Raw genomic sequence first — 26,064 nt, 5'->3', positions numbered from 1 at the left:
CTCACCCGGCCGTGTCCTCGGCACGTGTCGGGGGGTTATGCCCTGCGGGGGAGCTCCGCGTCGGAGCCAAGGAAGCAGGAAGAGCAATGCGCGTTGGAAGTTTCGTGTTGGCCGCCCGGTTCCCCGGGCAGGGCGAAGGGGAAGCGCTGCACCGCGCGGTCCGCTCCGCCGAAGTGGCCGAGGAGTCGGGGCTCGACACGGTCTGGCTGGCCGAGCACCACTTCGTGCCCTACGGCACCTGCCCGTCCGCCGTCACCCTGGCGGCCATGCTGCTGGGCCGCACCCGGCGGCTGCGCGTGGGCACGGCGGTCAGTGTGCTGCCCACCGCCCACCCGGTCGCGCTCGGCGAGCAGGCCGCCCTGCTGCACGTCGCCAGCGGCGGACGGTTCTCGCTGGGCCTCGGCCGCGGCGGCCCGTGGGTCGACCTGGAGGTCTTCGGGGCCGGTCTGGAGGCGTACGAGAAGGGGTTCCCGGAGGCGCTCGACCTGCTGCTGCGCTGGCTGCGCGAGCCGTCCGTGGGAGCCGACGGCGAGCGGTACCGGTTCCGCGAGGTGCCCGTCGTCCCCCGCCCCTCGGAAGCGCTCACCGAGGCCGAGGGCCCGGAGGTCGTGGTCGCCTGCACCTCCCCCGCGAGCGTACGGCTGGCCGCCGAGCGCGGATTGCCGATGCTGCTGGGCATGCACGTCGGCGACGAGGAGAAGGCCGAGATGGTCGCCCTGTGGCGGCGCCACGCGCGGGCCAGTGGCCGCACCTCCGCCGAGGTCGAGGGCGCGGCCCATGTCTCGGCCGGAGTCTGCCAGATCGCGGACCGTCGCCCGGACGCGGCCGAGACCCTGCTGAAGGCCATGCCGGGCTGGCTCAAGCAGGGACTGGACGCGCATGTGACGGTCGACGGCCGTGAGCGCGGTATGCGCGACCCGCTGGCCTACACCGAGCTGCTGTGCGGGCTGCACCCGGTGGGCACCCCGCGGCTGTGCGCCGACCGGCTCGCCGCGACCAGCGAGCGGACCGGCATCTCACGTTTCGCGCTGCTCGTCGAGGGCTCCGGCGACCTGGCTGCGACGGAGGAGAACGTACGGCGGCTGGGGGCCGAGGTCCTCCCCCAACTCACCTGACCGGTCGGGACGTCCAGGGATGCTTGCCGCCCCGGTACAGACTGCACCTCCCGCGTACGGAGCGGCAAGCTATCGATGGAGCGTCAGCAGTCGCGCAGTTCCGGCGACTGGTTGAGCAGTTGGCTGCGCACCGAGGTGAAGCGGGCCAGCGTCTCGTCGACCGAGGAGTCAAGCGGGAACACGGCCACTCGGTGGCAGTTCTGGAAGGCCAGCCGAACACCGAAGTGCCGTTGCAGCGCGCCGCGTATCGCGTCACTCGCGAGCGCACGCAGCAGCTGACCGCGTGCCTGCTCGTCCGGCGGGGGCGTCTGGTTGTCGGCGAAGGTACCGCCGTCCACCTTCAGCTGGGCCACCAGGGAGCTGATCATCTCCCACGCGTAGGGCAGGGAGGTCCGGACGCAGTCGACGAAGGCAGCTTCGTCGACCTCGCCTCGCTCGGCCTGTTCGAGTAGGGCCGGTGAGACGTCGAGCGACATGGGTTCTCCTCTCGCACCCCCAGCACTCGGGGGTTGCCTGACAGATAAGGGAGTGCGCGAAAACGGGCACGCTGCGTACACAGTTCGCGACCTCCCGTTCAATACCGTAAGCACGGGACGGTGACCGCACCAGGAGAACGGGTGGATGCGGAACTTCCTGTAGGCCGGGAATCGGCCATCGCGGAACACGCGTTTTCCAGGAGATACAGGACGCGCCTCATGGGCTTCGAGGGGCGCCTGTGAGGGCGGATCGCGTCCACCCCGGCCGGTCGAGTAGCGTTGCCGACCATGCGTCTCGTCATTGCCCGCTGCTCCGTGGACTACGCCGGGCGGCTCACCGCGCACCTGCCGTCCGCACCTCGTCTGATCCTGGTCAAGGCGGACGGCAGCGTCTCGATCCATGCCGACGACCGGGCCTACAAGCCCCTCAACTGGATGTCGCCGCCGTGCACCCTGAAGGAGGGCGCCGGCGAAGAGGAGGGCGTCTGGACCGTCGTCAACAAGGCGGGCGAGAAGCTCATCATCACGATGGAGGAGGTCCTCCACGACTCGTCGCACGAACTCGGCGTCGATCCCGGCCTGATCAAGGACGGCGTGGAAGCGCACCTTCAGGAGCTGCTCGCCGACCGCATCGAGACCCTCGGCGAGGGCTACACCCTGATCCGCCGTGAGTACATGACGGCGATCGGGCCGGTCGACATCCTGTGCCGGGACGCCGACGGGCAGACCGTCGCCGTGGAGATCAAGCGGCGCGGCGAGATCGACGGCGTGGAGCAGCTCACCCGCTATCTCGAACTGCTCAACCGCGACCCGCATCTCGCTCCGGTGCGCGGCATCTTCGCCGCCCAGGAGATCAAGCCGCAGGCGCGGGTGCTCGCCTCCGACCGCGGCATCGGCTGCCAGATCCTCGACTACGACGCCCTGCGCGGCATCGAGGACGACAAGCTGCGCCTGTTCTGAGCGGCGCGCCACGACGGCACGCGCATGCTCGCCCGCAAGGGCTGGGGGCCGGGTTCCGTGCGGAACCCGGCCCCCAGGTGCGTCCGGTGGGTCAGATCATCGTCTCGTCACCGTCAGGCGTGCCCGGGTCGGTGCTCTGGTCCGCGCTCGCCGAGGTCTCGATGGGGGCGGAGGAGGCGGGACCGCTGGCGGAGTCGCTGGTGGTCGGCTCGCCGGACGGGGTGGGCTCCTCCGTGGGCTCCTCGGTGTCGGGGGACGACGGCGAACCGGTGGGCTCCTCGGTGCCCGTCTCCGTCGGGTCGGGCGAGTTCGAGGTGGGCGGCTTCGGCGACTTGGTCGGCTCGGTGTCCGGCGAGGTCGACTTCGTCGGCTCGCCCGGCTCCTTGCTGCCGGTGTCGTCGTCCGACGGCTCGTCGGACTCCGTGGCCGTCGGTGTCGGGTCGTCCGCGGTGCCGAGCGTGCCGTCGGGACCGGGGTCGGTGGGTCGGCTGGTGGCCTTCCCCGTGTCGCCCTTGTTGCCGGCCGCCGGGTCCGCGTCGAGGCTGCCGTCGTCCAGGCCCTGGCTGGCGGACGGGTTGACGCCGACGTTCTCCGAGGGCGACGCGGGGTCGTTGCCGGACGTGGCGCCGAGGGTGACGACGGTGCCGAGGACGGCGACGAGCAGCGCGCCCGCCCCCGCCGCGACCAGGTTCCGCTTGGCGAGCCCCTTGAGGCCGCCCGGGACGCCGTCCTTGGTCCGCTGCGGGACCGTCGCGGGCGGCACGACGCCGGGGACGACCAGCCCGGTGTCGGCGGGCGGCTGGAGGTCGGGGAAGGCCATCGGCACCCCGCGGGGCGGGGACGCCGACTCCTCGACGTGCGCCTCGGGCACCTCCTCCGCCGCGGTGGGCGCGATGGCGAGCGGGACGCCGGAACGGTCGGCGACGAGCGCCAGCGCCCTGCGGCCCGCGACCGTGCCGCGCTTGTCGGCGAGGGCGCCGCGCAGGCCGATGGAGGCCTCCAGTTCGGCGCGCGCCCGGTCGAGCTGTCCCGCGCACAGCGCGTGGATGCCCAGCTCGTGGTGGAAGTAGGCCTGTTCACCCACGTCCCCGGCGATGCGGGCGGCCTCCGCGCCGGCCCTGAGCGCCCGCTCCCAGGCGCTCCAGTGCAGCCCGGCGGCGAAGGCGGGAGCGGCGGTGCGGGCCAGACGCACGGCCGTACTGGGCTCGTCGGCGGGGCCGGCGGCGAGCGGCGACAGTGCGGTGAGCGCGGCGAGGATCGCGTCGGACTCGGCGCAGACGCGCTCCGGGGTGACCGAGGGGTGCCCGGTCCACCAGGCGTAGTGCTGCGCGGCCTCGCGGATGCGGGCGTCGGCGTCGTCGGTGTACCCGGCGGCCTCCAGCTGGGCGGGGACGCCCGCGGCGAGCCGGTAGCGGGCGCCGACCGGGGAGACCAGCCCGCAGGAGACCAGTTCGCCGAGGGCGGCGTCGGCGTGGGTGTCGCCCACCAGGGCGGGCAGGTGCGCCTGGTGCGGCACCTCCCCGCCGAGCGCGACGGCGAAGCGCAGGGTGGCGCGGGCGGAGGCGCTGAGCCGGGAGGCGAGCAGCGGGGCGGGCGCGGCGGCCTCGCCGAGGGAGGGCAGCGGGACCTCGTCGCCGTCGGCTGGGTCGTAGGGCGCCTCGTCGGGCCGTACGTCCTCGAAGACGCCGAACTCGTCGACGGCGCTGGTGCCGGCCCGCAGCCGGTCGCGCTGTCGCAGCAGGGCGCCCGCCTGGACGAAGCGCAGCGGCAGGCCCTCGGACTCGAACCACAGGTCGCCCGCCCAGGTGGCCTCCTCGTCGGTGAGGGTGCGGCCGACGGCGTGCCCGAGCAGGTCGAGGCCGGCCGCGCGGTCGAGGCCGGACAGCTCGACGTCCTCGACGCCGGCGTCGGCGGAGGGGTCGGCCACGTCCGGGGTGGCGGCGAACAGGAAGGCGCACTCGGGGGTGGCGTCCAGCAGCTCGTCGAGGGCGGCCCCGCCGAACTCCAGGTCGTCCAGGACGACGACGGCGCCGATCTCGCGGACGCTCTCGAGCAGTTCGTCCCGGTCGGGGCGGTGCAGGGGCGCGTCGAAGACCGCGTGGAAGAGGTCGTGCACGAGGTCGTCGGCGGTGCGGCGGTGGCCGTTGAGGCGGACCACACCGTCGGGCGCGAGGTCGGCGCAGTCCTCGGCGACGACGTCGAGCAGCCGGGTGCGGCCGGAGCCGCCGGGACCGACGAGACGCACGGAGCGGCCGCGGGCGAGCAGCCTCACCAGCGACTCCCGCTCGTCCTGGCGGGCCAGCAGGGGCAGCGCGGGCTGCGCGGGGCCCGGGGGAAGGGGCGGGGCGGCTGCGCGCTCCACCTCGGCGCGTTCGGACTCGGTGAGCCTGCCGGGGCGGGCGGGCCGCTCGGCCGGCGGGCAGGGCTCGATCTCGCTGCCGTCGACGGGGTTGACGGTCAGCAGGAAGTCCCCGGAGACGAGCTGCACCGTGCGGGCGGGCACGGGCGTGTGCTGTCCGAGGTCGGAGGTGAGGGATTCCCTGGGAGGGCGCTGGCGCGGCGTGTCGCCGCCGTGGCCGTACTCCTCGGGTCCCGTGTGGTTCGGGTCCATAGGTCCTAGCCCCCCAAAAGCGTCGTGGCTGAAGCCCTCCCCGGCCTCGCTGCACACCGCGCTGTCGCTTCTGGTCCGGGCCCGCTCGAGGGTTGCAAGGCAGCGGGCAGCCGAACCCTAAACCTTCGGTCAGTATCCACGACAGTCCGGGGTGCCAGGGCGTCCGACTGGTCACGGTCTCGTGAGGATTGTGCGCGCGGCCCGGGGTTCGCGGGCCTGGGCCCGGCTTCTCCGGCTCGTCCGTCGTGCACCCGTACGCCCTTACACGCGGGGCAGCGTGTCCACCCCGATGCCCCCCTCGATCGCCAGGATGCGGTGCAGCCGGGTGGCCACCAACAGGCGCTGCATCTGCGGCGGCACGTCGCGCAGCACCAGGCGCCGGCCGCAGCGGCCGGCCCGTCGGTGGGCCCCCATGATCACCCCGAGTCCGGTGGCGTCCCAGGAGTCCAGTTCGGACAGGTCCAGCACCAGGTCGCCGACTCCGTCGTCGACGGCCGAGTGCAGGACCGTACGGGCGTCCGCCGCGCTGCGGACGTCGAGGCGGCCCCCGACGACCAGCTCGGCGTGGTCGCCCCTGATGTGCATATGCGCTCCCCGTGATGCGTGGTGTGCTCCGCGGTGTCCTGACGGCCGGTGTTGCAACCTCTGACTGCGTGACGGCCGCGGAGGTTGCTGGCTGTGAGCGAACCGATACCGAATTCACCCCGGCGTGTGATGCACGCCGGGGTGTGCGCGGTCTCAGTGCTCGTAGAAGCCCTGCCCGCTCTTGCGCCCGATGTCACCGGCGTCAACCATCCGGCGCATCAGCTCGGGTGCCGCGAACTTCTCGTCCTGCGACTCCGTGTAGATGTTGCTCGTGGCGTGGAGCAGGATGTCCACGCCGGTGAGGTCGGCGGTGGCCAGCGGGCCCATGGCGTGGCCGAAGCCCAGCTTGCAGGCGAGGTCGATGTCCTCGGCGCTGGCCACGCCCGACTCGTACAGCTTGGCGGCCTCGACGACGAGGGCGCAGATGAGGCGGGTGGTGACGAAGCCGGCGACGTCGCGGTTGACGACGATGCAGGTCTTGCCGACGGACTCGGCGAACTCCCGCGCCTTGGCGAGGGTTTCGTCGCTGGTCTTGTAGCCGCGGACCAGCTCGCAGAGCTGCATCATCGGCACCGGTGAGAAGAAGTGCGTGCCGACGACCCGCTCGGGGCGCTCCGTCACGGCCGCGATCTTGGTGATCGGGATGGCGGAGGTGTTGGAGGCGAGGACGGTGTCCTCGCGTACGAGCTTGTCGAGCGTGCGGAAGATCTCGTGCTTGACCTCGAGCTTCTCGAAGACGGCCTCGACGACGACGTCCGCGTCCGCGCAGGCGTCGAGATCGGTGGTCGTGCTGATCCGGCCGAGGGCGGCCTCGGCGTCCTTCGCCTCGAGCTTCCCCTTGGCGACGAACTTGTCGTACGACGCCTTGATCCCGTCCGTGCCCCGCGTCAGCGCCTCGTCGGTGACGTCGCGCAGGACGACGTCCCAGCCCGCCTGAGCGGAGACCTGGGCGATGCCGGACCCCATGAGACCGGCCCCGATGACGGCGAGCTTGCGTGCCACTGTGCGACTCCCCTGATACGCGCTGTCCATGTTCTCCAGGAGCGGACATTAGCGTTCGCGGGGAGCCCTGTGACCGGTAAGTAACGCGCGTCACGTCTCACATGACGGACATCACACCGGCGGCAGACGCGGCGAGAGCCGACGGAGCGTCAGGTCGCGGGCGCCCGCCGTCCCTAGGCCCGGTACGGCCGGGCGGGCCGGTGGTCCGGCGGAAAGCCGTCGCGCGGGAGCGCCGCCGGTGCGAGGGTGGGGGCCGGTGTGTCCGCCCGTCGAAGGAGAGCCCCCGGCATGTCCGTCATCCACCGCACCACCCTCGAGCCGGCCAAGCTGGAGCTGCTGACCGGCTGGCTGCCCACCCGGCCCTGGTACCGCGGCGGTCCCCAGGAGCCGAAGCTGAGCAAGGCGGGCGGCTTCCGGCTCGACGACCCCGAGGGCGAGGTCGGCATCGAGTTCATGGTGGTCCGGGACGAGTCGGGCGACACCCCGGTCGACTACCTGGTGCCGCTGACCTACCGCGCCGCGCCGCTCGACGGGGCGGACACGGCCCTCGTCGGCACCGCCGAGCACGGGGTCCTGGGCCGCCGCTGGGTCTACGACGCCTGCCACGACCCGGTGGCAGTCGCGGAGTTGGCGGCGCTGGTCGAGGGCCGGGCGGAGCCGCAGGCGCAGAGCGTGAGCCACACGCCCGACCGTGAGGTGAGCCGCGCCCTGGCGGGCGAGGGCCCGGTGCCGGCGGAGTTCCCGGCGGTCGAGGACACCGAGGAGCACACCGAGCTGACCGCGCCGGACGGCACGGTGCTGCGCGTGCTGCGCACCCCGCACCCCGCCCCGGACGGCGCCCCGCAGGCCGAGCCGGGCACGGCGGGCCATGTCACCGGGGCGTGGGACGCGCCGGACGGGACCCGGGTGCAGGGCCTGCTGGTGCTGCTGCTGACGCCGTCGCCCGCACCGTGACAGTGCGCACACGGGAGCCCCGTGTCGCCGGTGCGTCACTAGGCTGACCTCATGGTCAATCTGACACGCATCTACACGCGGACCGGCGACAAGGGCACCACCCACCTCGGGGACATGAGCCGGGTCGCCAAGACCGATCTGCGGATCTCCGCCTACGCGGACGCCAACGAGGCCAACGCGGTGATCGGCACGGCGCTCGCCCTGGGCGCTCTTCCGGACGAGGTGGTCGCGGTCCTCACACGCGTGCAGAACGACCTGTTCGACGTGGGCGCCGACCTGTCGACCCCGGTGGTGGAGGACCCGAAGTACCCGCCGCTGCGGGTCGAGCAGTTCTACGTCGACCGGCTGGAGGAGGACTGCGACCGCTTCAACGAGCAGCTGGAGAAGCTGCGCTCCTTCATCCTGCCGGGCGGCACGCCTGGCGCGGCCCTGCTGCACCAGGCGTGCACGGTGGTGCGCCGGGCGGAGCGCTCGACGTGGGCGGCTCTGGACGCGCACGGCGAGACGATGAACCCCCTCACCGCGACGTACCTGAACCGCCTGTCGGACCTGCTCTTCATCCTGGCCCGCATCGCCAACAAGGAGACCGGCGACGTCCTGTGGGTGCCGGGCGGCGAGCGCTGAGCCCAGGGCCTGTCCGGCGGATCATGCCGGAGACGCGGGGTCACCTGGGTCGCACGGCGCCGCGTCCTTCCCCCGACGTGATCCGCCGGACAGGTTCTACCGGCGCACGACCCGGTACAGGCCCAGCAGGATCTCCGCGCCACCGAGGAGCATGAGCACGACGCCCGTCTTGGGCAGCGACATCACCGGCAGCTCCACCTCCTGGGTCCAGCGCCACAGGGCGAGGCCCCCGAGTACCGTGCCCGCGCCCGTGGCGCAGTGCTCGGCCGCCCGCCTCACCGGCCCACCCGCTCGCGGTCGGCGGCGCCCGGCTCGGCACCGGCGCCGTCCCTCGGGGCCTTCTTGGGCCACAGCCAGTAGGTGAGGGTGATCAGGCCGTGGATGCCGGCCGCCCGCCAGGCGGTGGACCGCCAGGACTCCAGGGAGGTGACCCGGCTCGGGTCGCCCACGTACCAGATGGCGAGCTGGAGCAGCGCGGTCGCCACGGCGGCGGCGATCAGGGTGCCCAGCCAGACCTTGGTCTCGTGCCGGGCGCGGGCCGGGCCGTAGCGCGGCGGCCGGATCAGCGGGCGTCCGTCCAGGCGGTGCGCCGCGTGCCCGTCGAGCCACTTCACCGTGCGGTGGCCGTGGCCGACGGTGTAGCCGATGTAGAGCGCGGCGAGCCCGTGGGTCCAGTCCGGCTCGGCGCCGTTCTTCAGGTCCCACGCGGTGGCGACGAGCAGCACCACCTCCAGCACCGGCTCGCACAGCAGCAGCGCCAGGCCGGTGCGCGGCATCCGCAGCAGGTAGCGGAAGGCCAGGCCGGCCGCCAGCAGCACCCAGAACCCGATCTCGCAGGCGATGATCAAGGCGACGATCACGGTTCGCTCCTCTCGGTCACCCTTCCAGGCTTCCGTGCGCCCCGGCTCGGCGCGTCGTCGTCGCCGACGAGTCCGCGGTACATCGAAAGATGCAGTCCAGGACCGGCCTCGGGGATCAGGCGCACGCCGCGCGCACCGTGTTGGATGGGATCCATGGCCGTACGACCCTTCCGCCCGCCCCGCTTCGACGTGTCCGTCGCGCTCGCCGGCCTCGCGGGCGGGCTGCTGCTGTGGGGGTTCGGGCTGGGCGTGCGGCCGGACAGCGACCCGATCGTGCTGTTCGGCGGCCGGTGGGCGCTGCTGGTGCCGCTCGGCGTCACGGCGTGCTGCGAGCTGCTGCGGCGCACCGCCCCGCGCACGGCGCTGGCGGTCGGCACGCTGGCGCTGGCCGCGGACGTCATGACGCAGGGCAGCATCGCCACGATCGTGATGTACACCGACCTGATGTACGCCGCCGTGGTCTACGGCTCCCCCGCGACCGCCCGCCGGCTGCCGTGGATCACCGGGGTGCTCACACTGGCCGGGATGCTGGTGCCGTACGCCGTGTACCGGGTGCCCGAGGCGCTGCTGATCGGTCTGGTGGTCGGCGCGGTGACTTTCGCGCCGGCGTCGACCGGTCTGATCGTGCGCAACCACCGGGACGCGGCCGTCGCCGCCCGTCTTCAGGCCGAACAGACCGCGCTGCTGGCGGAGATGGACCGGGTCCAGGCGGTCACCGCGGAACGCTCGCGGATGGCGCGGGAGTTGCACGACCTGGTCGCCAACCACCTCTCCGCGATCGCCATCCACTCCACCGCCGCCCTGTCCCTGGACGACCCGGCGACCTCGAAGGACGCGCTCGCGGTGATCCGGGAGAACAGCGTCCAAGGTCTGTCCGAAATGCGACGGCTCATCGGCATCCTGCGCGACGGAGCCGACGACCGGGAGCCTGCCGCCACCCCGACCCTCGACGGGCTCGGCGGGCTGGCCGACAACGCCCGCGCCAACGGCCTCGACGTCGCCCTGGACGCCGAGCCGGGTGCCGTGCCCGCGCCGGTCGAGCTGGCCGCGTACCGGATCGTGCAGGAGTCGCTGACCAACGCGCTCAAGCACGCCGCTCCCGGCCGGGTGAGCGTGTCCCTGCACCGCTCGCCCGACGCCCTGGAGATCCGTGTGACCAGCCCCTACGGCGACCGTGACGGCCCTCGAGCGCCGGGCTCGGGCGCCGGTCTGGTCGGGATGCGGGAGCGGGCGGCCCTGCTGGACGGTTCCTTCGGGGCGGGCCCGGAGGGCGGCCCCGAGGGCACGCTCTGGGTGGTGCGTGCCACCCTTCCGGTCACCGACGTCGAGCAAGGAGAAATGTGATGATCCGGGTCCTGGTCGCCGAGGACCAGTCCGCCGTCCGCGCGGGGCTGGTGCTGATCCTGCGCAGCGCGCCGGACGTCGAGGTGGTGGGCGAGGCGGCCGACGGCGAGCAGGCGGTGGCGCTCGCCCGGGAACTGCGCCCGGACGTGGTGCTGATGGACGTGCAGATGCCGCGCCTGGACGGGGTGTCGGCGACCCGGAAGGTGGTCGGGGAGAACCTCGCGGACGTGCTGGTGCTGACCACCTTCGACCTGGACGAGTACGTGTTCGGGGCGCTGCGGGCCGGGGCGGCCGGGTTCCTGCTGAAGAACACCGAGGCGAAGGACCTGATCGCTGCGGTGCGCACGGTGGCGGGCGGGGAGGGGATCGTCGCCCCGGCGGTGACGCGGCGGCTGATCGCCGAGTTCGCCTCGAAGCCCGCCCGGCCGGTGACGGCGGACCCGTCGGTGCTGGACGCACTCACCCGGCGGGAGCGGGAGGTGCTGTCGTGCCTCGGGGAAGGGCTGTCCAATGCCGCTGTCGCGGAGCGCCTGGACATGGCCGAGGCCACGGTGAAGACGCACGTCAGCCGGCTGCTGGCGAAGCTGGAGCTGCGCAGCCGGGTGCAAGCGGCGGTGCTGGCCCAGGAATTGGGCATCTGAAGGCGTCGTGAAGGTTTAGAAGCGAAAGAGTTGCGCACAGTGGTCCAGACCTATTGACCCGTGGTCCAGACCTTTCTATTCTCGCCGCACCGTGGGCACGAAGGCTCAGTCGTGCCCCCATCCCCCAGAAGGAGGCGCGGCATGCGCTTCAGACACAGAGTCGCGGCCGGAATCGCGACCCTCGTGCTCCCCTTCGCCGGCCTCGTCGGCCTCGCGAACCCCGCCCAGGCGGCGACGTCGGCGACCGCGACCTACGTCAAGACCCAGGAGTGGGGCTCCGGCTTCGAGGGCAAGTGGACCGTCAAGAACACCGGCACCACCAGCCTCAGCTCCTGGACCGTCGAGTGGGACTTCCCCGCCGGCACCTCGGTCACCTCCGCCTGGGACGCCGACGTCACCTCCTCCGGCACCCACTGGACCGCGAAGAACAAGGCCTGGAACGGCACCCTCGCCCCCGGCGCCTCCGTCAGCTTCGGCTTCAACGGCGCCGGCTCCGGCTCCCCCGCCAACTGCAAGCTCAACGGCGGCAGCTGCGACGGCGGCTCGACCAACCCCGGTGACAACCCGCCGAGCGCCCCCGGCACCCCCAGCGCCTCGGACGTCACCAACACCTCGGTGAAGCTGTCCTGGAGCGCGGCCACCGACGACAAGGGCGTCAAGAACTACGACGTGCTGCGCGACGGCGCCAAGGTCGCCACCGTGACCGCCACCTCGTACACGGACACCGGGCTCACCGCCGGCACCGACTACTCGTACACCGTCCAGGCACGCGACACCGCCGACCAGCTCGGCCCGGTCGGCGGCGCCCGCGCGGTGCGCACCACCGGAGGCACCACCGAGCCGCCCACCGGCGACAAGGTCAAGCTCGGCTACTTCACCGAGTGGGGCGTCTACGGCCGCAACTACCACGTCAAGAACCTGGTGACCTCGGGCACCGCCTCGAAGATCACTCACATCAACTACGCCTTCGGCAACGTCAAGAACGGTCAGTGCACCGTCGACGACACCTACGCCGCCTACGACAAGGCGTACACCGCCGACCAGTCCGTCAGCGGACAGGCCGACACCTGGGACCAGCCGCTGCGCGGCAACTTCAACCAGCTGCGCCAGCTGAAGGCCAAGTACCCGCACATCAAGGTGCTGTACTCCTTCGGCGGCTGGACCTACTCCGGCGGCTTCGGCCAGGCCGCGCAGAACGCCGCCGCCTTCGCCCGCTCCTGCAAGCAGGTCGTGGAGGACCCGCGCTGGGCCGACGTCTTCGACGGCATCGACATCGACTGGGAGTACCCGAACGCCTGCGGTCTCACCTGCGACAACAGCGGTCCGGCGGCCTTCCGCACCCTGATGCAGGCGCTGCGCGCCGAGTTCGGCCAAAACTACCTGGTCACCGCGGCCATCACGGCGGACGGCTCCAACGGCGGCAAGATCGACGCGGCCGACTACGGCGGCGCCGCCCAGTACCTCGACTGGTACAACGTGATGACCTACGACTACTTCGGCGCCTTCAACGCGCAGGGGCCGACGGCCCCGCACTCGCCGCTGACGTCGTACCCGGGCATCCCGCAGGCCGGCTTCAACTCGGCCGACGCCATCGCCAAGCTGAAGGCCAAGGGCGTCCCGTCCAAGAAGCTGCTGCTCGGCATCGGCTTCTACGGCCGCGGCTGGACCGGTGTCACCCAGTCCGCCCCCGGCGGCACCGCGACGGGCGCCGCGCCCGGCACCTACGAGGCGGGCATCGAGGACTACAAGGTCCTCAAGAACAGCTGCCCGGCCACCGGCACGATCGCCGGCACCGCGTACGCCCACTGCGGCAGCAACTGGTGGTCCTACGACACCCCCGCCACCATCAACTCCAAGATGGCGTGGGCGAAGTCCCAGGGCCTGGGCGGCGCCTTCTACTGGGAGTTCAGCGGCGACACCGCGAACGGTGAGCTGGCCTCCGCCGTCGACGCCGGACTGAAGTAACGCGCACCCGCTGAAGCACATCGCCCCTCCTCCCTGCCGGGAGGAGGGGCGATGTGCTTCAGCGGGTGATCAGGCGACGTTCACCCTCTGCCCGGGAGGCGCCGCCTCCAGCCAGGCGAGGAAACCGGTCAGCGCGTCCTCGCTCATCGCGAGCTCCAGACGCGTGCCCCGGTGGAGACAGGCGAGGATCACCGCGTCGGACAGCAGCGCCAGCTCCTCCTCGCCCTCCGGGACGCGGCGGCCGGCCACCTCGATCGCGGAGCGCTCCAGCACGCGGCGCGGACGCGGGGCGTAGGAGAAGACCCGGAACCACTCGACCCGGTCGCCGTTGTAGCGTGCCACCCCGTACGCCCAGCCCTTGCCGCCGACGTCGCCCTTCTCGGGCGCGTCCCAGCGCAGGCTGCAGTCGAAGGTGCCGCCCGACCGCTGGATGAGCCGGCGCCGCAGGCCGAAGACGAAGAGCGCCACCACCACGAGGGCCACGACGATTCCGCACACAGTCAGAGCGAGGACCATCGGCACCGACCTCCTCGTCTCCTAGGTAACGGAACGGAAAAATCATCCAGATCTGCCTCAGCCGCGACCGGCTCCGGATCGCTCCGGTGCCGGCCGCGGCTGAGTGACGTCATCTCACCGCGCCGAAATCAGCGCCCCGCCGTCGCCGCCCGCAGACGGACGTCCGCGGCACGCTGGGCCTCGGCGTCGTCCTCCGCCTTCGCGCGGGCGAGCTCCTGCTCCACGCGCTGGACGTCGATCTCGTCCGACAGCTCGGCGACCTCGGCCAGCAACGACAGCTTGTCGTCCGCGAACGAGATGAATCCGCCGTGCACCGCGGCGACGACCGTCCCGCCCTCGGGCGTGCGGATGGTCACCGGGCCCGACTCCAGCACACCGAGCAGCGGCTGGTGACCGGGCATGACGCCGATGTCGCCGGACGTGGTGCGCGCGACGACCAGGGTGGCCTCGCCGGACCAGACCTCTCGGTCGGCCGCGACCAGCGCGACGTGCAGCTCAGCAGCCAAGGTGGCTCCTCGGGTCACCACCCGGCGGTAGTGCCGGGTGTTGGTTACAAGTCTAGTGGGCGTGGCAGAGGGGGCGGGACGTGCCCGCCCCCTCAAGGGTGAGCCGTTCGGCTCACTTCAGAGCGCGGGGGTCAGGAGACGCCCAGCTCCTTCGCGTTCTTCTTCAGGTCCTCGATGCCACCGCACATGAAGAACGCCTGCTCCGGGAAGTGGTCGTACTCGCCGTCGCAGATCGCGTTGAAGGCCGCGATCGACTCGTCCAGCGGGACGTCCGACCCGTCGACGCCGGTGAACTGCTTGGCGACGTGGGTGTTCTGGGACAGGAAGCGCTCCACGCGACGGGCACGGTGGACGACGAGCTTGTCCTCCTCGCCCAGCTCGTCGATACCGAGGATCGCGATGATGTCCTGCAGGTCCTTGTACTTCTGCAGGATGTTCTTCACGCGCATGGCCGCGTTGTAGTGGTCCTGCGCGATGTAGCGCGGGTCCAGGATCCGGGACGTCGAGTCCAGCGGGTCCACGGCCGGGTAGATGCCCTTCTCCGAGATCGGACGGGAGAGAACCGTCGTCGCGTCGAGGTGGGCGAAGGTGGTGGCCGGGGCCGGGTCGGTCAGGTCGTCCGCGGGGACGTAGATCGCCTGCATCGAGGTGATCGAGTGACCACGGGTCGAGGTGATGCGCTCCTGGAGGAGACCCATCTCGTCGGCCAGGTTCGGCTGGTAGCCCACCGCGGAGGGCATACGGCCGAGCAGGGTCGACACCTCGGAACCGGCCTGGGTGAAGCGGAAGATGTTGTCGATGAAGAACAGCACGTCCTGCTTCTGCACATCGCGGAAGTACTCCGCCATGGTCAGACCGGCCAGGGCCACGCGCAGACGGGTGCCCGGGGGCTCGTCCATCTGGCCGAAGACCAGCGCGGTCTTGTCGATGACGCCCGACTCGCTCATCTCGTCGATGAGGTCGTTGCCCTCACGGGTGCGCTCACCGACACCGGCGAACACCGACACACCGTCGTGGTTGTTGGCGACGCGGTAGATCATCTCCTGGATGAGCACCGTCTTGCCGACGCCGGCGCCGCCGAACAGACCGATCTTGCCGCCCTTGACGTACGGGGTCAGCAGGTCGATGACCTTGACGCCGGTCTCGAACATCTCGGTCTTCGACTCGAGCTCGTCGAAGTTCGGCGCCTTGCGGTGGATCGGCCAGCGCTCGCCCGTGTACTCCTCGTCGGTGTTCAGCACCTCACCGAGGGTGTTGAACACCTTGCCGGTGGTGAAGTCGCCGACCGGCACGGAGATGGAGGAGCCCGTGTCGGTCACCGGGGCCTGGCGGACCAGACCGTCGGTGGGCTGCATGGAGATGGTGCGGACCAGGCCGTCACCGAGGTGCTGCGCGACCTCGAGGGTCAGCGTCTTGAGCTCGCCCTCCTTGGCCGGGTCGGCGACCTGGACGTGCAGGGCGTTGTAGATGTCCGGCATGGCGTCGACGGGGAACTCCACGTCGACGACCGGGCCGATGACCCGGGCGACGCGGCCCGTAGCCGTCGCGGTCTCAACAGTGGTGGTCATTAGTTGTCACTCCCCGCGTTCGCGTCGGCCAGGGCACTGGCGCCACCGACGATCTCGCTGATTTCCTGGGTGATTTCGGCCTGGCGGGCCGCGTTGGCAAGACGGGAGAGCGTGTTGATCAGCTCGCCCGCGTTGTCGGTGGCCGACTTCATCGCGCGCCGCGTGGCGGCGTGCTTCGAAGCGGCCGACTGGAGCAGCGCGTTGTAGATCCGGCTCTCCACGTACCGCGGCAGCAGCGCGTCAAGGACGTCCTCCGCCGAGGGCTCGAAGTCGTACAGCGGAAGGATCTCGCCCTTGCCGGCGGTCTCCGTGGCCGCTTCCTCGAGACGCAGCGGCAGCAGCTGGGAGCCGACCGCCGTCTGCGTCATCATCGAGACGAACTCGGTGTAGACGATGTGGAGTTCGTCCACGCCGCCGTCCGCCGTCTCCGACTGGATGGCCTCGATCAGCGGCGCCGCGACCTTCTTGGCGTCCGCGTACGAGGGCTCGTCGGTGAAGCCGGTGAACGTCTCCGCGATCGTGCGCTCACGGAAGTTGTAGTGGGCCACACCGCGCCGGCCGACGATGTACGTGTCGACCTGCTTGCCCTCGCGCTCGAGGCGCTCGGTCAGCTGCTCCGCCGCCTTGATGGCGTTGGCGTTGAAGGCGCCGGCCAGGCCGCGGTCGCTCGTGAGGAGCAGGACCGCGGCACGGGTCGGGTTGTCCGCCTCCGTGGTGAGCGGGTGCTTGGTGTTCGACCCGGTTCCGACCGCCGTGACCGCGCGGGTGAGTTCCTGCGCGTACGGCGTGGAGGCCGCCACCTTGCGCTGCGCCTTGACGACGCGCGAGGCGGCGATCATCTCCATCGCCTTGGTGATCTTCTTGGTCGCGGTGACGGATCGGATGCGACGCTTGTAGACCCGGAGCTGAGCTCCCATGAGTCAGGTCCCTTCCTTACGTCACTTGGCGGCGGACGGGGCGTCCTCGCCGAGCAGCTTGCCGTCGCTCGTCTCGAACTGCTTCTTGAACTCGGCGATCGCGTCGGCCACGGCCTGCAGGGTGTCGTCCGACATCTTGCCGCCCTCGCGGATGGAGGTCATGAGGCCCTGCTCCTTGCGGTGCAGGTACTCCAGGAGCTCCTTCTCGAAGCGACGGATGTCGGCGACCGGCACCTCGTCCATCTTGCCGGTGGTGCCGGCCCAGACGGAGACGACCTGGTCCTCGGTCGACATCGGCTGGTACTGGTCCTGCTTCAGCAGCTCGACCATGCGCTGACCGCGCTCCAGCTGCGCCTTGGAGGCCGCGTCCAGGTCGGAACCGAAGGCGGCGAACGCCTCCAGCTCACGGAACTGGGCGAGGTCCACGCGCAGACGGCCGGAGACCTGCTTCATCGCCTTGTGCTGGGCGGAACCACCGACTCGGGAGACGGAGATACCGACGTTCAGCGCGGGGCGCTGACCGGCGTTGAAGAGGTCCGACTCCAGGAAGCACTGGCCGTCGGTGATGGAGATGACGTTGGTCGGGATGAACGCCGAGACGTCGTTGGCCTTCGTCTCGACGATCGGCAGACCGGTCATCGAGCCGGCGCCCATGTCGTCGGAGAGCTTCGCGCAGCGCTCCAGCAGACGGGAGTGCAGGTAGAAGACGTCACCCGGGTAGGCCTCGCGGCCCGGCGGGCGGCGCAGCAGCAGCGACACGGCGCGGTAGGCGTCGGCCTGCTTCGACAGGTCGTCGAAGATGATCAGGACGTGCTTGCCCTCGTACATCCACTGCTGGCCGATGGCCGAGCCGGTGTACGGCGCCAGGTACTTGAAGCCGGCCGGGTCGGACGCCGGGGCGGCGACGATGGTCGTGTACTCCAGCGCGCCGTTCTCCTCCAGCGCGCGGCGGACCGACGCGATGGTGGAGCCCTTCTGGCCGATGGCGACGTAGATGCAGCGGACCTGCTTCTTCGGGTCGCCGGTGCGCCAGTTGTCACGCTGGTTGATGATCGTGTCGACGGCCAGCGCGGTCTTGCCGGTCTGGCGGTCGCCGATGATCAGCTGACGCTGACCACGGCCGATCGGGGTCATGGCGTCGACGGCCTTGTAGCCCGTCTCCATCGGCTCGTGCACCGACTTGCGCTGCATGACCGTGGGGGCCTGCAGTTCGAGGGCGCGGCGGCCCTCGGTCTCGATCTCGCCGAGGCCGTCGATCGGGTTGCCGAGCGGGTCGACCACGCGGCCGAGGTAGCCCTCGCCGACGGCGACGGACAGCACCTCGCCGGTGCGGGTGACCGGCTGGCCCTCCTCGATGCCGCTGAACTCACCGAGGACGATGGCACCGATCTCGCGCTCCTCGAGGTTGAGGGCGAGGCCGAGGGTGCCGTCCTCGAACTTCAGCAGCTCGTTGGCCATGGCCGAGGGCAGGCCCTCGACCTTCGCGATGCCGTCACCGGCCAGGGTGACCGTACCGACCTCCTCGCGCGAGGCCGCGTCCGGCTTGTACGACTGGACGAAGTTCTCCAGCGCGTCCCGGATCTCCTCCGGCCGGATCGTGAGCTCCGCCATCTGAGTTCCCTGCTCTCCTTGTTGGGCCCGAAGTTTCACTTGGGGGGGATGGGGACTCCCCCCTACAGGAGGTGAATCCTCTGCACGGCCCAACCAGGGCCGTAAGTACGTACTGCCTATGAAGTATGTGGTGCTCAGCCCGCCAGGCGGCGGCCCGCGTCCTCGAGCCGGTCCGCCAGGGAGCCGTTGATGACCTCGTCACCGACCTGCACCCGGATCCCGCCGACGACCGCGGGGTCGACGTCGAGGTTGAGGTGCATCCGACGGCCGTAGAGCTTCGCCAGGGCGTCGCCCAGGCGCTGCTTCTGTCCGTCGCTGAGCGGCACCGCGGAGGTGACCACGGCCACCATGCGGTCCCGGCGCCCGGCGGCGAGCTTGGACAGGGACTCGAGTCCCGACTCCAGGCTACGTCCACGCGGCGCGGTCACGAGGCGCGTCACCAGACGCACCGTGACCTCGTTCGCCCGGCCTCCGAGCAGGCTGCGGAGCAGCTCGCCCTTGGCGGAGGCGGTGGCGGACCGGTTGGTGAGTGCCGCGCGCAGCTGGGTGTCGGAGGCGACGATCCGGCCGAACCGGAACAGCTCGTCCTCGACACCGTCGAGCGCGCCCGCCTTCTGGGCCGCGGTGAGGTCGGCGATGTTCGCCAGCTCCTCGAGCGCGTCCACCAGGTCGCGGGACTGCGACCAGCGGGAGCGCACCAGGCCGGCCACCAGGTCGGCGGCGGTGCCGCTGACCTGCGAGCCGAGCAGGCGCCGTGCCAGGTCGGCCTTGGCCTCACCGGCCTGCGCCGGGTCGGTGAGGACCCGACGCAGCGACACCTCGCGGTCGAGCAGCGCGGTGACGGCGGCCAGCTCGTCGGCGAGCGCGGCCGCGTCCACGGACGTGGAGTCCGTCAGCGCGTCGAGACGCTCACGTGCGGCTGCCAGGGCCTCGCGGCTCGCTCCGTTCATCGTGCGGCCTCTGCCTTCTGGTCGAGCTCGTCGAGGAAGCGGTCGATCACGCGGCTCTGCCGGGCGTGGTCCTCGAGGGACTCGCCGACGAGCTTGCCGGCCAGTTCGGTGGCGAGCTTGCCGACGTCCTGGCGCAGCGCGGACGCGGCGGCCTTGCGGTCCGCCTCGATCTGGGCGTGACCGGCGGCGACGATCTCCTCGCGCTGCCGCTGGCCTTCCGCGCGCATCTCGGCGATGAGCGTGGCGCCCTGCTCCTGCGCCTCCTGGCGCAGACGCGCGGCCTCGTGCCGGGCCTCGGCGAGCTGGGCCTTGTACTGCTCCAGGACGCTCTGGGCCTCGGTCTGGGCGGCCTCGGCCTTCTCGATACCGCCCTCGATGGCCTCGCGGCGCTCTTCCAGAACCTTGTTGATGTTCGGGAGGAGCTTCTTGGCGAGGAAGCCGAAGACGATGACGAAGGCGAGCAGGCCGATGACAAGCTCAGGGATCGGCGGGACGAGGGGGTTCTCCCCCTCGCTCGCCGCGATGAGCAGCTGGCTCATGTGAGTGCCTTTCGTCTAGTCGGCTGGACTGGTCTGGTGGCTCAGTAGCCGTAGACGAACGGCATGACCAGACCGATGAGGGCGAGCGCCTCACAGAAGGCGAAGCCGAGGATCTGGTTGGCACGGATCAGGCCGGCGGCCTCGGGCTGGCGGGCCAGCGCCTGGGTGCCGTTACCGAAGATGATGCCGACGCCGACGCCCGGGCCGATCGCGGCGAGGCCGTAACCGATGGAGCCGAGGGAGCCTTCGACAGCAGCAAGGGTCGCAGACATGCCAGTTCTTCCTTTTCTTTACGGACCGGTGGGGGTTGGCCACCGGACGATCTGTGGAGGTGGAGGGCAGTGGCTCAGTGGTGCTCGGCCATGGCGCCCTGGATGTACGTGCAGGTCAGCAGCACGAACACGTACGCCTGGAGGGCCTGGATGAACAGCTCGAAGGCCGTCATCACGATCACCATCACGAAGGAGACACCCGCGTAGGCGATGCCGATGCCGTTCAGCATGTACCAGGTGGCGATGGTGAACAGCAGCAGCAGGGTGTGGCCCGCGAACATGTTCGCGAAGAGTCGCACGGCGTGGGTGAACGGCCGGATCAGCAGGTTCGAGAAGAGCTCGATCAGCATGGCCAGCGGCAGCACCGGGCCGAGCGACTTGTCGTAGCCGGTGACGTTCTTCCAGAAGCCGACGAAGCCCTGTCGCTTGAAGGTCAGCACGACCCAGGTGATGTACACGACCAGGGCGAGGACCAGCGGGTACGAGATGATCGACGTCACCGGGAACTGGGCGACCGGGATGATCGACCAGAGGTTCATCATCCAGACGAAGAAGAAGAGGGAGACGACGAACGGAACGTACTTCTCGCCCTCCTTCTTGCCGATCGTCTCGTAGACGACGCCGCGGCGGATGAAGTCGTACCCCGCCTCCGCGACCATCTGGAGCTTGCCGGGGACGACCTGCGGACGGCGGAAGGCGGCCCAGAAGAAGCCGATGATGATCACCGAGCCGAGCAGCGCCAGCAGCATCGTCTTGTTGAAGTACAGGTTGCTGTCTCCGTCGCCCCACAGGGGCTGGAACAGGAACGAGTGCAGGCCCGGAGACACTTCCGCGAAGCCACACCCGTCGAAGAGGTGGCAGTTGGTGTCGAAGGCGAGCACCTGCGTCGGGTCAGCACTCACCGCGGGCTCCTTCAGCGTGGCGCATAGGTACGGCAACCTCGTTGTGTCGGCGCGGCGCTGAGCCGCGGTTCGGCACGGGACTGGTGTTACGGATGTGGGGGCGGCTGGGGGGCATCTCGCCTCGCGATTGAGCAGGCGTCAGCTGGGATGCCCGCGCCCGCGATGCCGCAGTTGGCACCGGACGATAGCAGGGTTGTGCATGCCTCTTTATCCCGGCCCTACCCGTCACGACGAGTGCCCCGATTTTTCGGACTTCGTGTCCGTCGTCGACTCGGGTTCGACGTAGAGAATCTTGGACTTCATGTGGGCCCGCGTCTGCGCCGCGATCCATGTGAGGGTGCCGGCGAGAAGCGTGATCGCGAAGGCCTTGGGGTGGAACAGCGTGGTGTTCTTGAACACGGCCAGGAAGACGAACAGCAGCAGGATCTGCGTCGCGTAGAGCAGCAGCCCCATCGCCTGGAACAGGTGAGGGAGCGACTTGGCGGTGCGCTGCAGGACGTAGAGACCGAGGCCCATGAACAGGACCACCACGACGGTGGCGACGACCGCGCCGATCGCTCCCTTGCCGCCCACCGTCAGGCCACTGACGAGCACGGCTACGGCTCCGACGGCAGCCGTGGGCACGGCGGCCTGGGCCAGGATCCGGGCGTCATTGGACGGCATGGCGGCAACTCCGCAATTCACAGGGGGCGTGGTGTCGTCATGGACGAGCGTAAACCCCCGGGCCGGGTGCGATTTCACCGCACCGGTGAGCCGTCAGAGGGCGGCTCGTCGGCTCTTTCCGGGGACTCGTGAACGGTATCACAAACTATTTGATGCAGTCTTTACCTGAATGGTGTGCGCGGAGTCACACGTGAGGGCGAACGTGCACGTCCGAGCGTGCACCGGACCCCTATGTCTGATATTGGGGCGGTTGGTGAACCCAACTCCGTCCCATAGGTCCCCCACGACTTGGCAATGCTCTAGTCGAATTCTTACCTTGACCGTGACCGGTCGGCCAGGCGTGCGCGGGATCCCACGGCGCTCGCGCCGTTGACGCCGGAGACACCGGCGGCCACCGGCATACGGTCCCCCGCGGCGTTCTCCTGGAGCCCCTCCACGGCCTGGGCGTCCGCCTCCGCGGCGGTCTCCGGGACGTCGGCCTCCGCCGCGCTCCCGCGCCGGTAGCGCGGCGGCACGAACGCCTCCGCCCAGCGCGGGGCGCGCGGGGTGAAGCGCGGCAGCAGAAGCAGCACCAGACCGATCGTCGAGAGGATCACCACGCTCAGCACGATCCACATCGACGCCGAGTTCACCGAGTACGCCAGTGCGCCGAAGGCGATCAGCGCCGACCAGAAGTACATGATCAGCACCGCCCTGCTGTGCGAGTGCCCGATCTCCAGCAGCCGGTGGTGCAGATGCCCCCGGTCCGCGGCGAACGGCGACTGGCCGCGCCAGGTGCGCCGCACGATCGCCAGGATCAGGTCGGCGGCCGGCACCGCGATGATGGTCAGCGGCAGCAGCAGCGGGATGTAGACCGGCACCGTCTGGTGCACGGCCTCCTTCTCCGAACCGGCGAACAGCTTCAGCGCGTCCGGGTCCACCTGCCCGGTGACGGAGATTGCGCCGGCCGCCAGCACCAGCCCGATGAGCATCGAGCCGGAGTCGCCCATGAAGATCCGCGCCGGATGCATGTTGTGCGGCAGGAAGCCCAGGCACATGCCCATCAGGATCGCCGCGAACAGCGTCGCCGGGGCGGCCGCCTCGATGCCGTACGAGTACCAGATGCGGTAGGCGTACAGGAAGAACGCCGCCGCCGCGATGCACACCATGCCGGCCGCGAGACCGTCCAGGCCGTCGACGAAGTTGACCGCGTTGATGGTGATGACCACCAGGGCGACGGTGAGAAGCGTGCCCTGCCACTGGGTGAGCGCGACCGAGCCGACACCGGGGATCGGCAGCCACAGGATCGTCAGACCCTGCATGACCATCACGCCGGCGGCGATCATCTGCCCGCCCAGCTTGATCAGCGCGTCGATCTCGAACTTGTCGTCCAGGACGCCGATCAGCCAGATCAGCGCGGCCCCGGAGAGCAGCGCCCGCGGTTCGTTGGACTTCTCGAACAGCGTGTTGAGGTTGGTCAGGTGGTCGGCGACCAGCAGACCCGCGCACAGACCGAAGAACATCGCGATCCCGCCGAGCCGCGGAGTGGGCTCCCGGTGCACGTCACGTGCCCGGATCTCCGGCATCGCCCCCGCCACGATCGCGAACTTACGCACCGGTCCCGTCAGGAGGTACGTCACCGCGGCCGTGATGCAGAGCGTCAGCAGGTATTCACGCACGGGCTTCCCCACAGATCTCGCTGGCCTTCACAGCCCCACACCCTAGCGAGGGGTGGATACGTGTGGGGACTGCCGGGTGGTGACGATGGTTGCACGGACGGGCCCGTGAAGCGGCCGGGGACGGCTCAGCGCGGGTACGGCGGGAAGGCCGACACCAGGTCGCGGACGTCCTCCCGGGCCCGTGCCGCGTCCGTGCCGCCGCGCAGCACGCTCGCCAACATCCCGGCGACCAGCGTCATCTCCCGGGTACCCATGCCCTGCGTGGTCACGGCCGCGGTGCCCAGCCGCAGCCCCCGGTCGTCGTCGTGCGGCAGCGCACAGCAGTCGAGGACCATGCCCGCCGCCGCCAGCAGGCCGCGCGCGGTGCGCCCGTCGACGCCGAGCGGGGCCGGGTCGGCGGTGATCAGGTGGGTGTCGGTGCCCCCGGTGGTGACGGTCAGCCCTTCCGCGGCGAGCGCGGCGGCAAGCGCCCGCGCGTTGGTGACCACCTGGTGGGCGTACGCGGCGAAGACAGGCGTGGCCGCCTCCCCGAAGGCGACCGCCTTGGCGGCGATGGTGTGCATCTGCGCCCCGCCCTGCGTGAAGGGGAACACCGCCCGGTCCAGTCGCTCGGCCAGCTCCGTGCCGCAGAGCAGCATCCCGCCGCGCGGCCCCCGCAGCACCTTGTGGGTGGTCGCGCAGACGATGTCCGCGTACGGCACCGGGCTGGGCGCCGCTCCCCCGGCGATCAGGCCCATGGGGTGCGCCGCGTCCGCGATCAGACAGGCGCCCACGTCGTCGGCGACCTCACGGAAGAAGGCGTAGTCGATGTGGCGCGGGTAGGAGATGGAGCCGCACACGATCGCCTTGGGGCGGTGGGCGCGGGCCAGAGTGCGGACCTGCTCGTGGTCGATCAGGCCGCTCTCCGCGTCCACCCCGTAGCCGACGAAGTCGAACCAGCGGCCGGAGAAGTTGACCGGCGAGCCGTGGGTGAGGTGCCCGCCGTAGGGCAGGCCGAGGGCGAGGACGGTGTCGCCGGGGCGCAGCAGGGCGGCGTAGGCGGCGAGCACCGCCGAGGAGCCGGAGTGCGCCTGGACGTTGGCGTGTTCGGCGCCGAACAGCGCCTTGGCGCGGTCCACGGCGAGCCGTTCGGCCACGTCGACGATCTCGCAGCCACCGTGGTGCCGGTTGCCCGGGTAGCCCTCGGCGTACTTGTTGGCCAGCGGCGAGCCCAGGGCTGCCAGCACCGCGGGCGACACGAAGTTCTCGGCGGCGATCAGCTGGAGCGTGGTGGACTGCCGCTCGAGCTCCCCGAGCAGCACCTCGGCGAGCTCGGGGTCCTGCCGGCGCAGGACATCGGCCTCGCGCGCAGGGGTGACCGTCATGGTGGACTCCCGGACGTCGGCACTGACGTACGACCAATGTAGGCCCGCCCGTCCCGGTACGCCCGAGTTCTTGCATCCGTCCCGCGGCTCCGTCGGGCGCTCAGGTCCGCGCGGGCACTCCGGTCAGCGCCGTGACCACGGGGTCCAGCGCCTGGTGTATCTCGTCACCGATGGATTGGAAGAAGGTCAGCGGGGCGCCGTACGGGTCGTGCACCTCGTCGGCCTCGGCCGTGGGCGCCAGCAGCCAGCCGCGCAGCGCGGCGGCCGCGCGGACCAGGGCGCGGGCGCGCTTGACCAGGCCGTCCTCCAGGGGAGGCAGGGTCGCCGGGTCGATCGCGTCGACCAGGCGTGTGAACTCCTTCAGCGTGAAGGTGCGCAGCCCCGCCGAGTGGCCCATGGAGATGACCTGGGCGCGGTGGTCGCGGGTCGCGGTCAGCACGAGGTCGGCGCGGATGACGTGCTCGTCGAGCAGCTCCCGGCCGGTGAAGCCGGAGGCGTCCGCGCCGTACTCCGCCAGCACGGTCTCCGCGTGCGCCTCCATCGGGGCGCCCTCGTGGCCCCAGGTGCCGGCGCTCTCGACGATCAGCCCACCGCCCAGGACGCCCAGGCGCTGGTGCACGAAATGCCGGGTCAGCCGCTCGGTGATGGGCGAGCGGCACACGTTCCCGGTGCTGACGTGGAGGATCCGGAAGGTGTCGCGCGGGAGCCCTACGAAGGTGGTCGTGATCTCCGCGGCTCGTTCCCCGTTGCCTATGCCACGCCCCGCCTCAGGGGCCGTCAATTCGCCACCTCGAGGTCGGGTACCACCTTGCGCAGCTCGTCGGGCGAGAGGGCGCCTTCGCGCAGCAGCAGCGGCACCGGGCGGGTGACGTCGACGATGGACGACGGCACGTTGCCCGGGGTGGGACCGCCGTCCAGGTAGACGGAGACGGAGTCGCCGAGCATCTCCTGCGCGGCGTCGCAGTTCTCCGGCGCCGGGTGGCCGGTGAGGTTGGCGGAGGACACGGCCATCGGGCCGACCTCGGTGAGCAGCTCGATGGCGACCGGGTGCAGCGGCATGCGCACCGCGACCGTGCCGCGGGTGTCGCCGAGGTCCCACTGGAGGGACGGCTGGTGGCGGGCGACCAGGGTCAGCGCGCCCGGCCAGAAGGCGTCGACCAGCTCCCAGGCCATCTCGGAGAAGTCCGTGACCAGGCCGTGCAGGGTGTTCGGGGAGCCGATGAGGACGGGCGTGGGCATGTTGCGGCCGCGGCCCTTGGCCTGGAGCAGGTCGGCGACGGCTTCCGAGGTGAAGGCGTCGGCGCCGATGCCGTACACGGTGTCCGTCGGCAGCACCACGAGCTCGCCCCGGCGCACCGCGGACGCGGCCTCACGCAGACCGGTCGCGCGGTCGGTCGCATCGTTGGTGTCGTATCGCCGAGCCATTTGGCGGGCCTCCTCGTACGCGTGTTGCTGGGGGGA

General features: G+C 70.9%; 27 protein-coding genes. 7 read left to right on the top strand and 20 right to left on the bottom strand.

The genetic code is table 11. The annotated features are described in order from the left end of the window. Positions 1–86: 86 nt before the first annotated feature. The gene (locus tag MTR79_RS06315) at positions 87–1,115 is read left to right on the top strand and encodes an LLM class flavin-dependent oxidoreductase (RefSeq protein WP_122213601.1); all 1,029 of its coding nucleotides are present in this window, start codon (positions 87–89) and stop codon (positions 1,113–1,115) included. Positions 1,116–1,198: 83 nt separating this feature from the next. Here the strand turns inward: MTR79_RS06315 and MTR79_RS06310 are convergent, their stop codons facing one another. Beyond that, on the bottom strand, positions 1,199–1,591 hold the full coding sequence (locus tag MTR79_RS06310; RefSeq protein WP_033275506.1) for an SCO5389 family protein: 393 nt from the start codon (positions 1,589–1,591) through the stop codon (positions 1,199–1,201). 288 nt (positions 1,592–1,879) lie between these two features. Here MTR79_RS06310 and nucS point away from each other — a divergent pair, with 288 nt between their 5' ends. Next, positions 1,880–2,551: an endonuclease NucS gene (nucS, locus tag MTR79_RS06305; RefSeq protein WP_048459237.1), complete on the top strand. Its 672-nt coding sequence runs from the start codon at positions 1,880–1,882 to the stop codon at positions 2,549–2,551. Between the two features lie 91 nt (positions 2,552–2,642). Here the strand turns inward: nucS and MTR79_RS06300 are convergent, their stop codons facing one another. The 3 genes from MTR79_RS06300 to MTR79_RS06290 all read right to left on the bottom strand — a co-directional run bounded on the left by MTR79_RS06300 (position 2,643) and on the right by MTR79_RS06290 (position 6,749). Continuing rightward, positions 2,643–5,162 (bottom strand): ATP-binding protein, encoded by a 2,520-nt coding sequence (locus MTR79_RS06300; protein WP_244789511.1) that lies wholly within the window; start codon positions 5,160–5,162, stop codon positions 2,643–2,645. Between the two features lie 261 nt (positions 5,163–5,423). Beyond that, complete coding sequence (locus MTR79_RS06295; RefSeq protein WP_019524073.1) at positions 5,424–5,747, bottom strand: STAS domain-containing protein; 324 nt, start codon at positions 5,745–5,747, stop codon at positions 5,424–5,426. 153 nt (positions 5,748–5,900) lie between these two features. Next, complete coding sequence (locus tag MTR79_RS06290; protein ID WP_086700751.1) at positions 5,901–6,749, bottom strand: 3-hydroxyacyl-CoA dehydrogenase family protein; 849 nt, start codon at positions 6,747–6,749, stop codon at positions 5,901–5,903. 288 nt (positions 6,750–7,037) lie between these two features. On the opposite strand from MTR79_RS06290, the gene MTR79_RS06285 reads away from it, so the two are divergent. Both MTR79_RS06285 and MTR79_RS06280 read left to right on the top strand, forming a co-directional pair. Continuing rightward, positions 7,038–7,703: a 1,4-alpha-glucan branching protein gene (locus tag MTR79_RS06285; protein ID WP_244789510.1), complete on the top strand. Its 666-nt coding sequence runs from the start codon at positions 7,038–7,040 to the stop codon at positions 7,701–7,703. A gap of 51 nt (positions 7,704–7,754) precedes the next feature. Continuing rightward, positions 7,755–8,327 (top strand): cob(I)yrinic acid a,c-diamide adenosyltransferase, encoded by a 573-nt coding sequence (locus MTR79_RS06280; protein ID WP_086700748.1) that lies wholly within the window; start codon positions 7,755–7,757, stop codon positions 8,325–8,327. A 96-nt stretch (positions 8,328–8,423) separates the two neighbouring features. Here the strand turns inward: MTR79_RS06280 and MTR79_RS06275 are convergent, their stop codons facing one another. Both MTR79_RS06275 and MTR79_RS06270 read right to left on the bottom strand, forming a co-directional pair. Next, positions 8,424–8,606: a DUF5708 family protein gene (locus tag MTR79_RS06275; protein ID WP_244789509.1), complete on the bottom strand. Its 183-nt coding sequence runs from the start codon at positions 8,604–8,606 to the stop codon at positions 8,424–8,426. Beyond that, positions 8,603–9,187, bottom strand: coding sequence for a hypothetical protein (locus tag MTR79_RS06270; protein WP_189364171.1), 585 nt, complete (start codon positions 9,185–9,187; stop codon positions 8,603–8,605). Before MTR79_RS06270 ends, MTR79_RS06275 begins: the two co-directional genes overlap by 4 nt. 153 nt (positions 9,188–9,340) lie before the next feature. On the opposite strand from MTR79_RS06270, the gene MTR79_RS06265 reads away from it, so the two are divergent. The 3 genes from MTR79_RS06265 (at position 9,341) to MTR79_RS06255 (ending at position 13,137) form a co-directional block, all read left to right on the top strand. Further along, positions 9,341–10,531: a histidine kinase gene (locus MTR79_RS06265; protein ID WP_163041172.1), complete on the top strand. Its 1,191-nt coding sequence runs from the start codon at positions 9,341–9,343 to the stop codon at positions 10,529–10,531. Continuing rightward, positions 10,531–11,172, top strand: a complete 642-nt coding sequence (locus tag MTR79_RS06260; protein ID WP_048459229.1) for a response regulator transcription factor — start codon at positions 10,531–10,533, stop codon at positions 11,170–11,172. The genes MTR79_RS06265 and MTR79_RS06260 overlap by 1 nt, the downstream gene beginning before the upstream one ends. A 141-nt stretch (positions 11,173–11,313) precedes the next feature. Beyond that, positions 11,314–13,137, top strand: coding sequence for a glycoside hydrolase family 18 chitinase (locus tag MTR79_RS06255; protein WP_244789508.1), 1,824 nt, complete (start codon positions 11,314–11,316; stop codon positions 13,135–13,137). Between the two features lie 69 nt (positions 13,138–13,206). Here the strand turns inward: MTR79_RS06255 and MTR79_RS06250 are convergent, their stop codons facing one another. The 14 genes from MTR79_RS06250 to MTR79_RS06185 all read right to left on the bottom strand — a co-directional run bounded on the left by MTR79_RS06250 (position 13,207) and on the right by MTR79_RS06185 (position 26,028). Continuing rightward, positions 13,207–13,653 carry a DUF2550 domain-containing protein gene (locus MTR79_RS06250; RefSeq protein ID WP_048459227.1) on the bottom strand — a complete coding sequence of 149 codons (447 nt, stop codon included), beginning with the start codon at positions 13,651–13,653 and terminating at the stop codon, positions 13,207–13,209. Positions 13,654–13,781: 128 nt separating this feature from the next. Further along, complete coding sequence (locus MTR79_RS06245) at positions 13,782–14,159, bottom strand: F0F1 ATP synthase subunit epsilon (protein ID WP_048459226.1); 378 nt, start codon at positions 14,157–14,159, stop codon at positions 13,782–13,784. Between the two features lie 131 nt (positions 14,160–14,290). Continuing rightward, positions 14,291–15,727, bottom strand: a complete 1,437-nt coding sequence (atpD, locus tag MTR79_RS06240) for a F0F1 ATP synthase subunit beta (RefSeq protein WP_086700741.1) — start codon at positions 15,725–15,727, stop codon at positions 14,291–14,293. Then, the gene (locus MTR79_RS06235) at positions 15,727–16,644 is read right to left on the bottom strand and encodes a F0F1 ATP synthase subunit gamma (protein ID WP_048459225.1); all 918 of its coding nucleotides are present in this window, start codon (positions 16,642–16,644) and stop codon (positions 15,727–15,729) included. Before MTR79_RS06235 ends, atpD begins: the two co-directional genes overlap by 1 nt. Before the next feature lie 21 nt (positions 16,645–16,665). Further along, positions 16,666–18,255 (bottom strand): F0F1 ATP synthase subunit alpha, encoded by a 1,590-nt coding sequence (gene atpA / locus MTR79_RS06230; RefSeq protein ID WP_048459224.1) that lies wholly within the window; start codon positions 18,253–18,255, stop codon positions 16,666–16,668. A 134-nt stretch (positions 18,256–18,389) separates the two neighbouring features. Continuing rightward, on the bottom strand, positions 18,390–19,205 hold the full coding sequence (locus tag MTR79_RS06225; RefSeq protein WP_086700739.1) for a F0F1 ATP synthase subunit delta: 816 nt from the start codon (positions 19,203–19,205) through the stop codon (positions 18,390–18,392). Continuing rightward, positions 19,202–19,744, bottom strand: a complete 543-nt coding sequence (locus tag MTR79_RS06220) for a F0F1 ATP synthase subunit B (protein ID WP_048459222.1) — start codon at positions 19,742–19,744, stop codon at positions 19,202–19,204. The genes MTR79_RS06225 and MTR79_RS06220 overlap by 4 nt, the downstream gene beginning before the upstream one ends. A 41-nt stretch (positions 19,745–19,785) precedes the next feature. After that, positions 19,786–20,016: an ATP synthase F0 subunit C gene (gene atpE / locus MTR79_RS06215; RefSeq protein WP_006130155.1), complete on the bottom strand. Its 231-nt coding sequence runs from the start codon at positions 20,014–20,016 to the stop codon at positions 19,786–19,788. A 74-nt stretch (positions 20,017–20,090) separates the two neighbouring features. Continuing rightward, complete coding sequence (gene atpB, locus MTR79_RS06210; protein ID WP_048459221.1) at positions 20,091–20,918, bottom strand: F0F1 ATP synthase subunit A; 828 nt, start codon at positions 20,916–20,918, stop codon at positions 20,091–20,093. A 225-nt stretch (positions 20,919–21,143) separates the two neighbouring features. After that, complete coding sequence (locus tag MTR79_RS06205) at positions 21,144–21,581, bottom strand: hypothetical protein (protein WP_086700738.1); 438 nt, start codon at positions 21,579–21,581, stop codon at positions 21,144–21,146. Between the two features lie 311 nt (positions 21,582–21,892). Then, entirely contained in the window at positions 21,893–23,239 is a 1,347-nt protein-coding gene (locus MTR79_RS06200) for an MraY family glycosyltransferase (RefSeq protein ID WP_244789507.1), read from the bottom strand. 125 nt (positions 23,240–23,364) lie between these two features. Continuing rightward, a complete protein-coding gene (gene glyA / locus MTR79_RS06195) occupies positions 23,365–24,603 on the bottom strand; it encodes a serine hydroxymethyltransferase (RefSeq protein ID WP_244789506.1) in 1,239 nt (412 codons plus the stop codon). A gap of 100 nt (positions 24,604–24,703) precedes the next feature. After that, the gene (locus MTR79_RS06190; RefSeq protein ID WP_048459217.1) at positions 24,704–25,384 is read right to left on the bottom strand and encodes a low molecular weight phosphatase family protein; all 681 of its coding nucleotides are present in this window, start codon (positions 25,382–25,384) and stop codon (positions 24,704–24,706) included. Then, positions 25,381–26,028 (bottom strand): L-threonylcarbamoyladenylate synthase, encoded by a 648-nt coding sequence (locus MTR79_RS06185; protein ID WP_048459216.1) that lies wholly within the window; start codon positions 26,026–26,028, stop codon positions 25,381–25,383. Before MTR79_RS06185 ends, MTR79_RS06190 begins: the two co-directional genes overlap by 4 nt. Positions 26,029–26,064 lie beyond the last annotated feature (36 nt).

The organism is Streptomyces sp. BJ20 (assembly GCF_022869105.1).
GTDB lineage: Bacteria > Actinomycetota > Actinomycetes > Streptomycetales > Streptomycetaceae > Streptomyces > Streptomyces griseoincarnatus.
The sequence above is the reverse complement of the archived record's forward strand: the minus strand, read 5'-3'. Positions and strand labels throughout refer to the sequence as shown.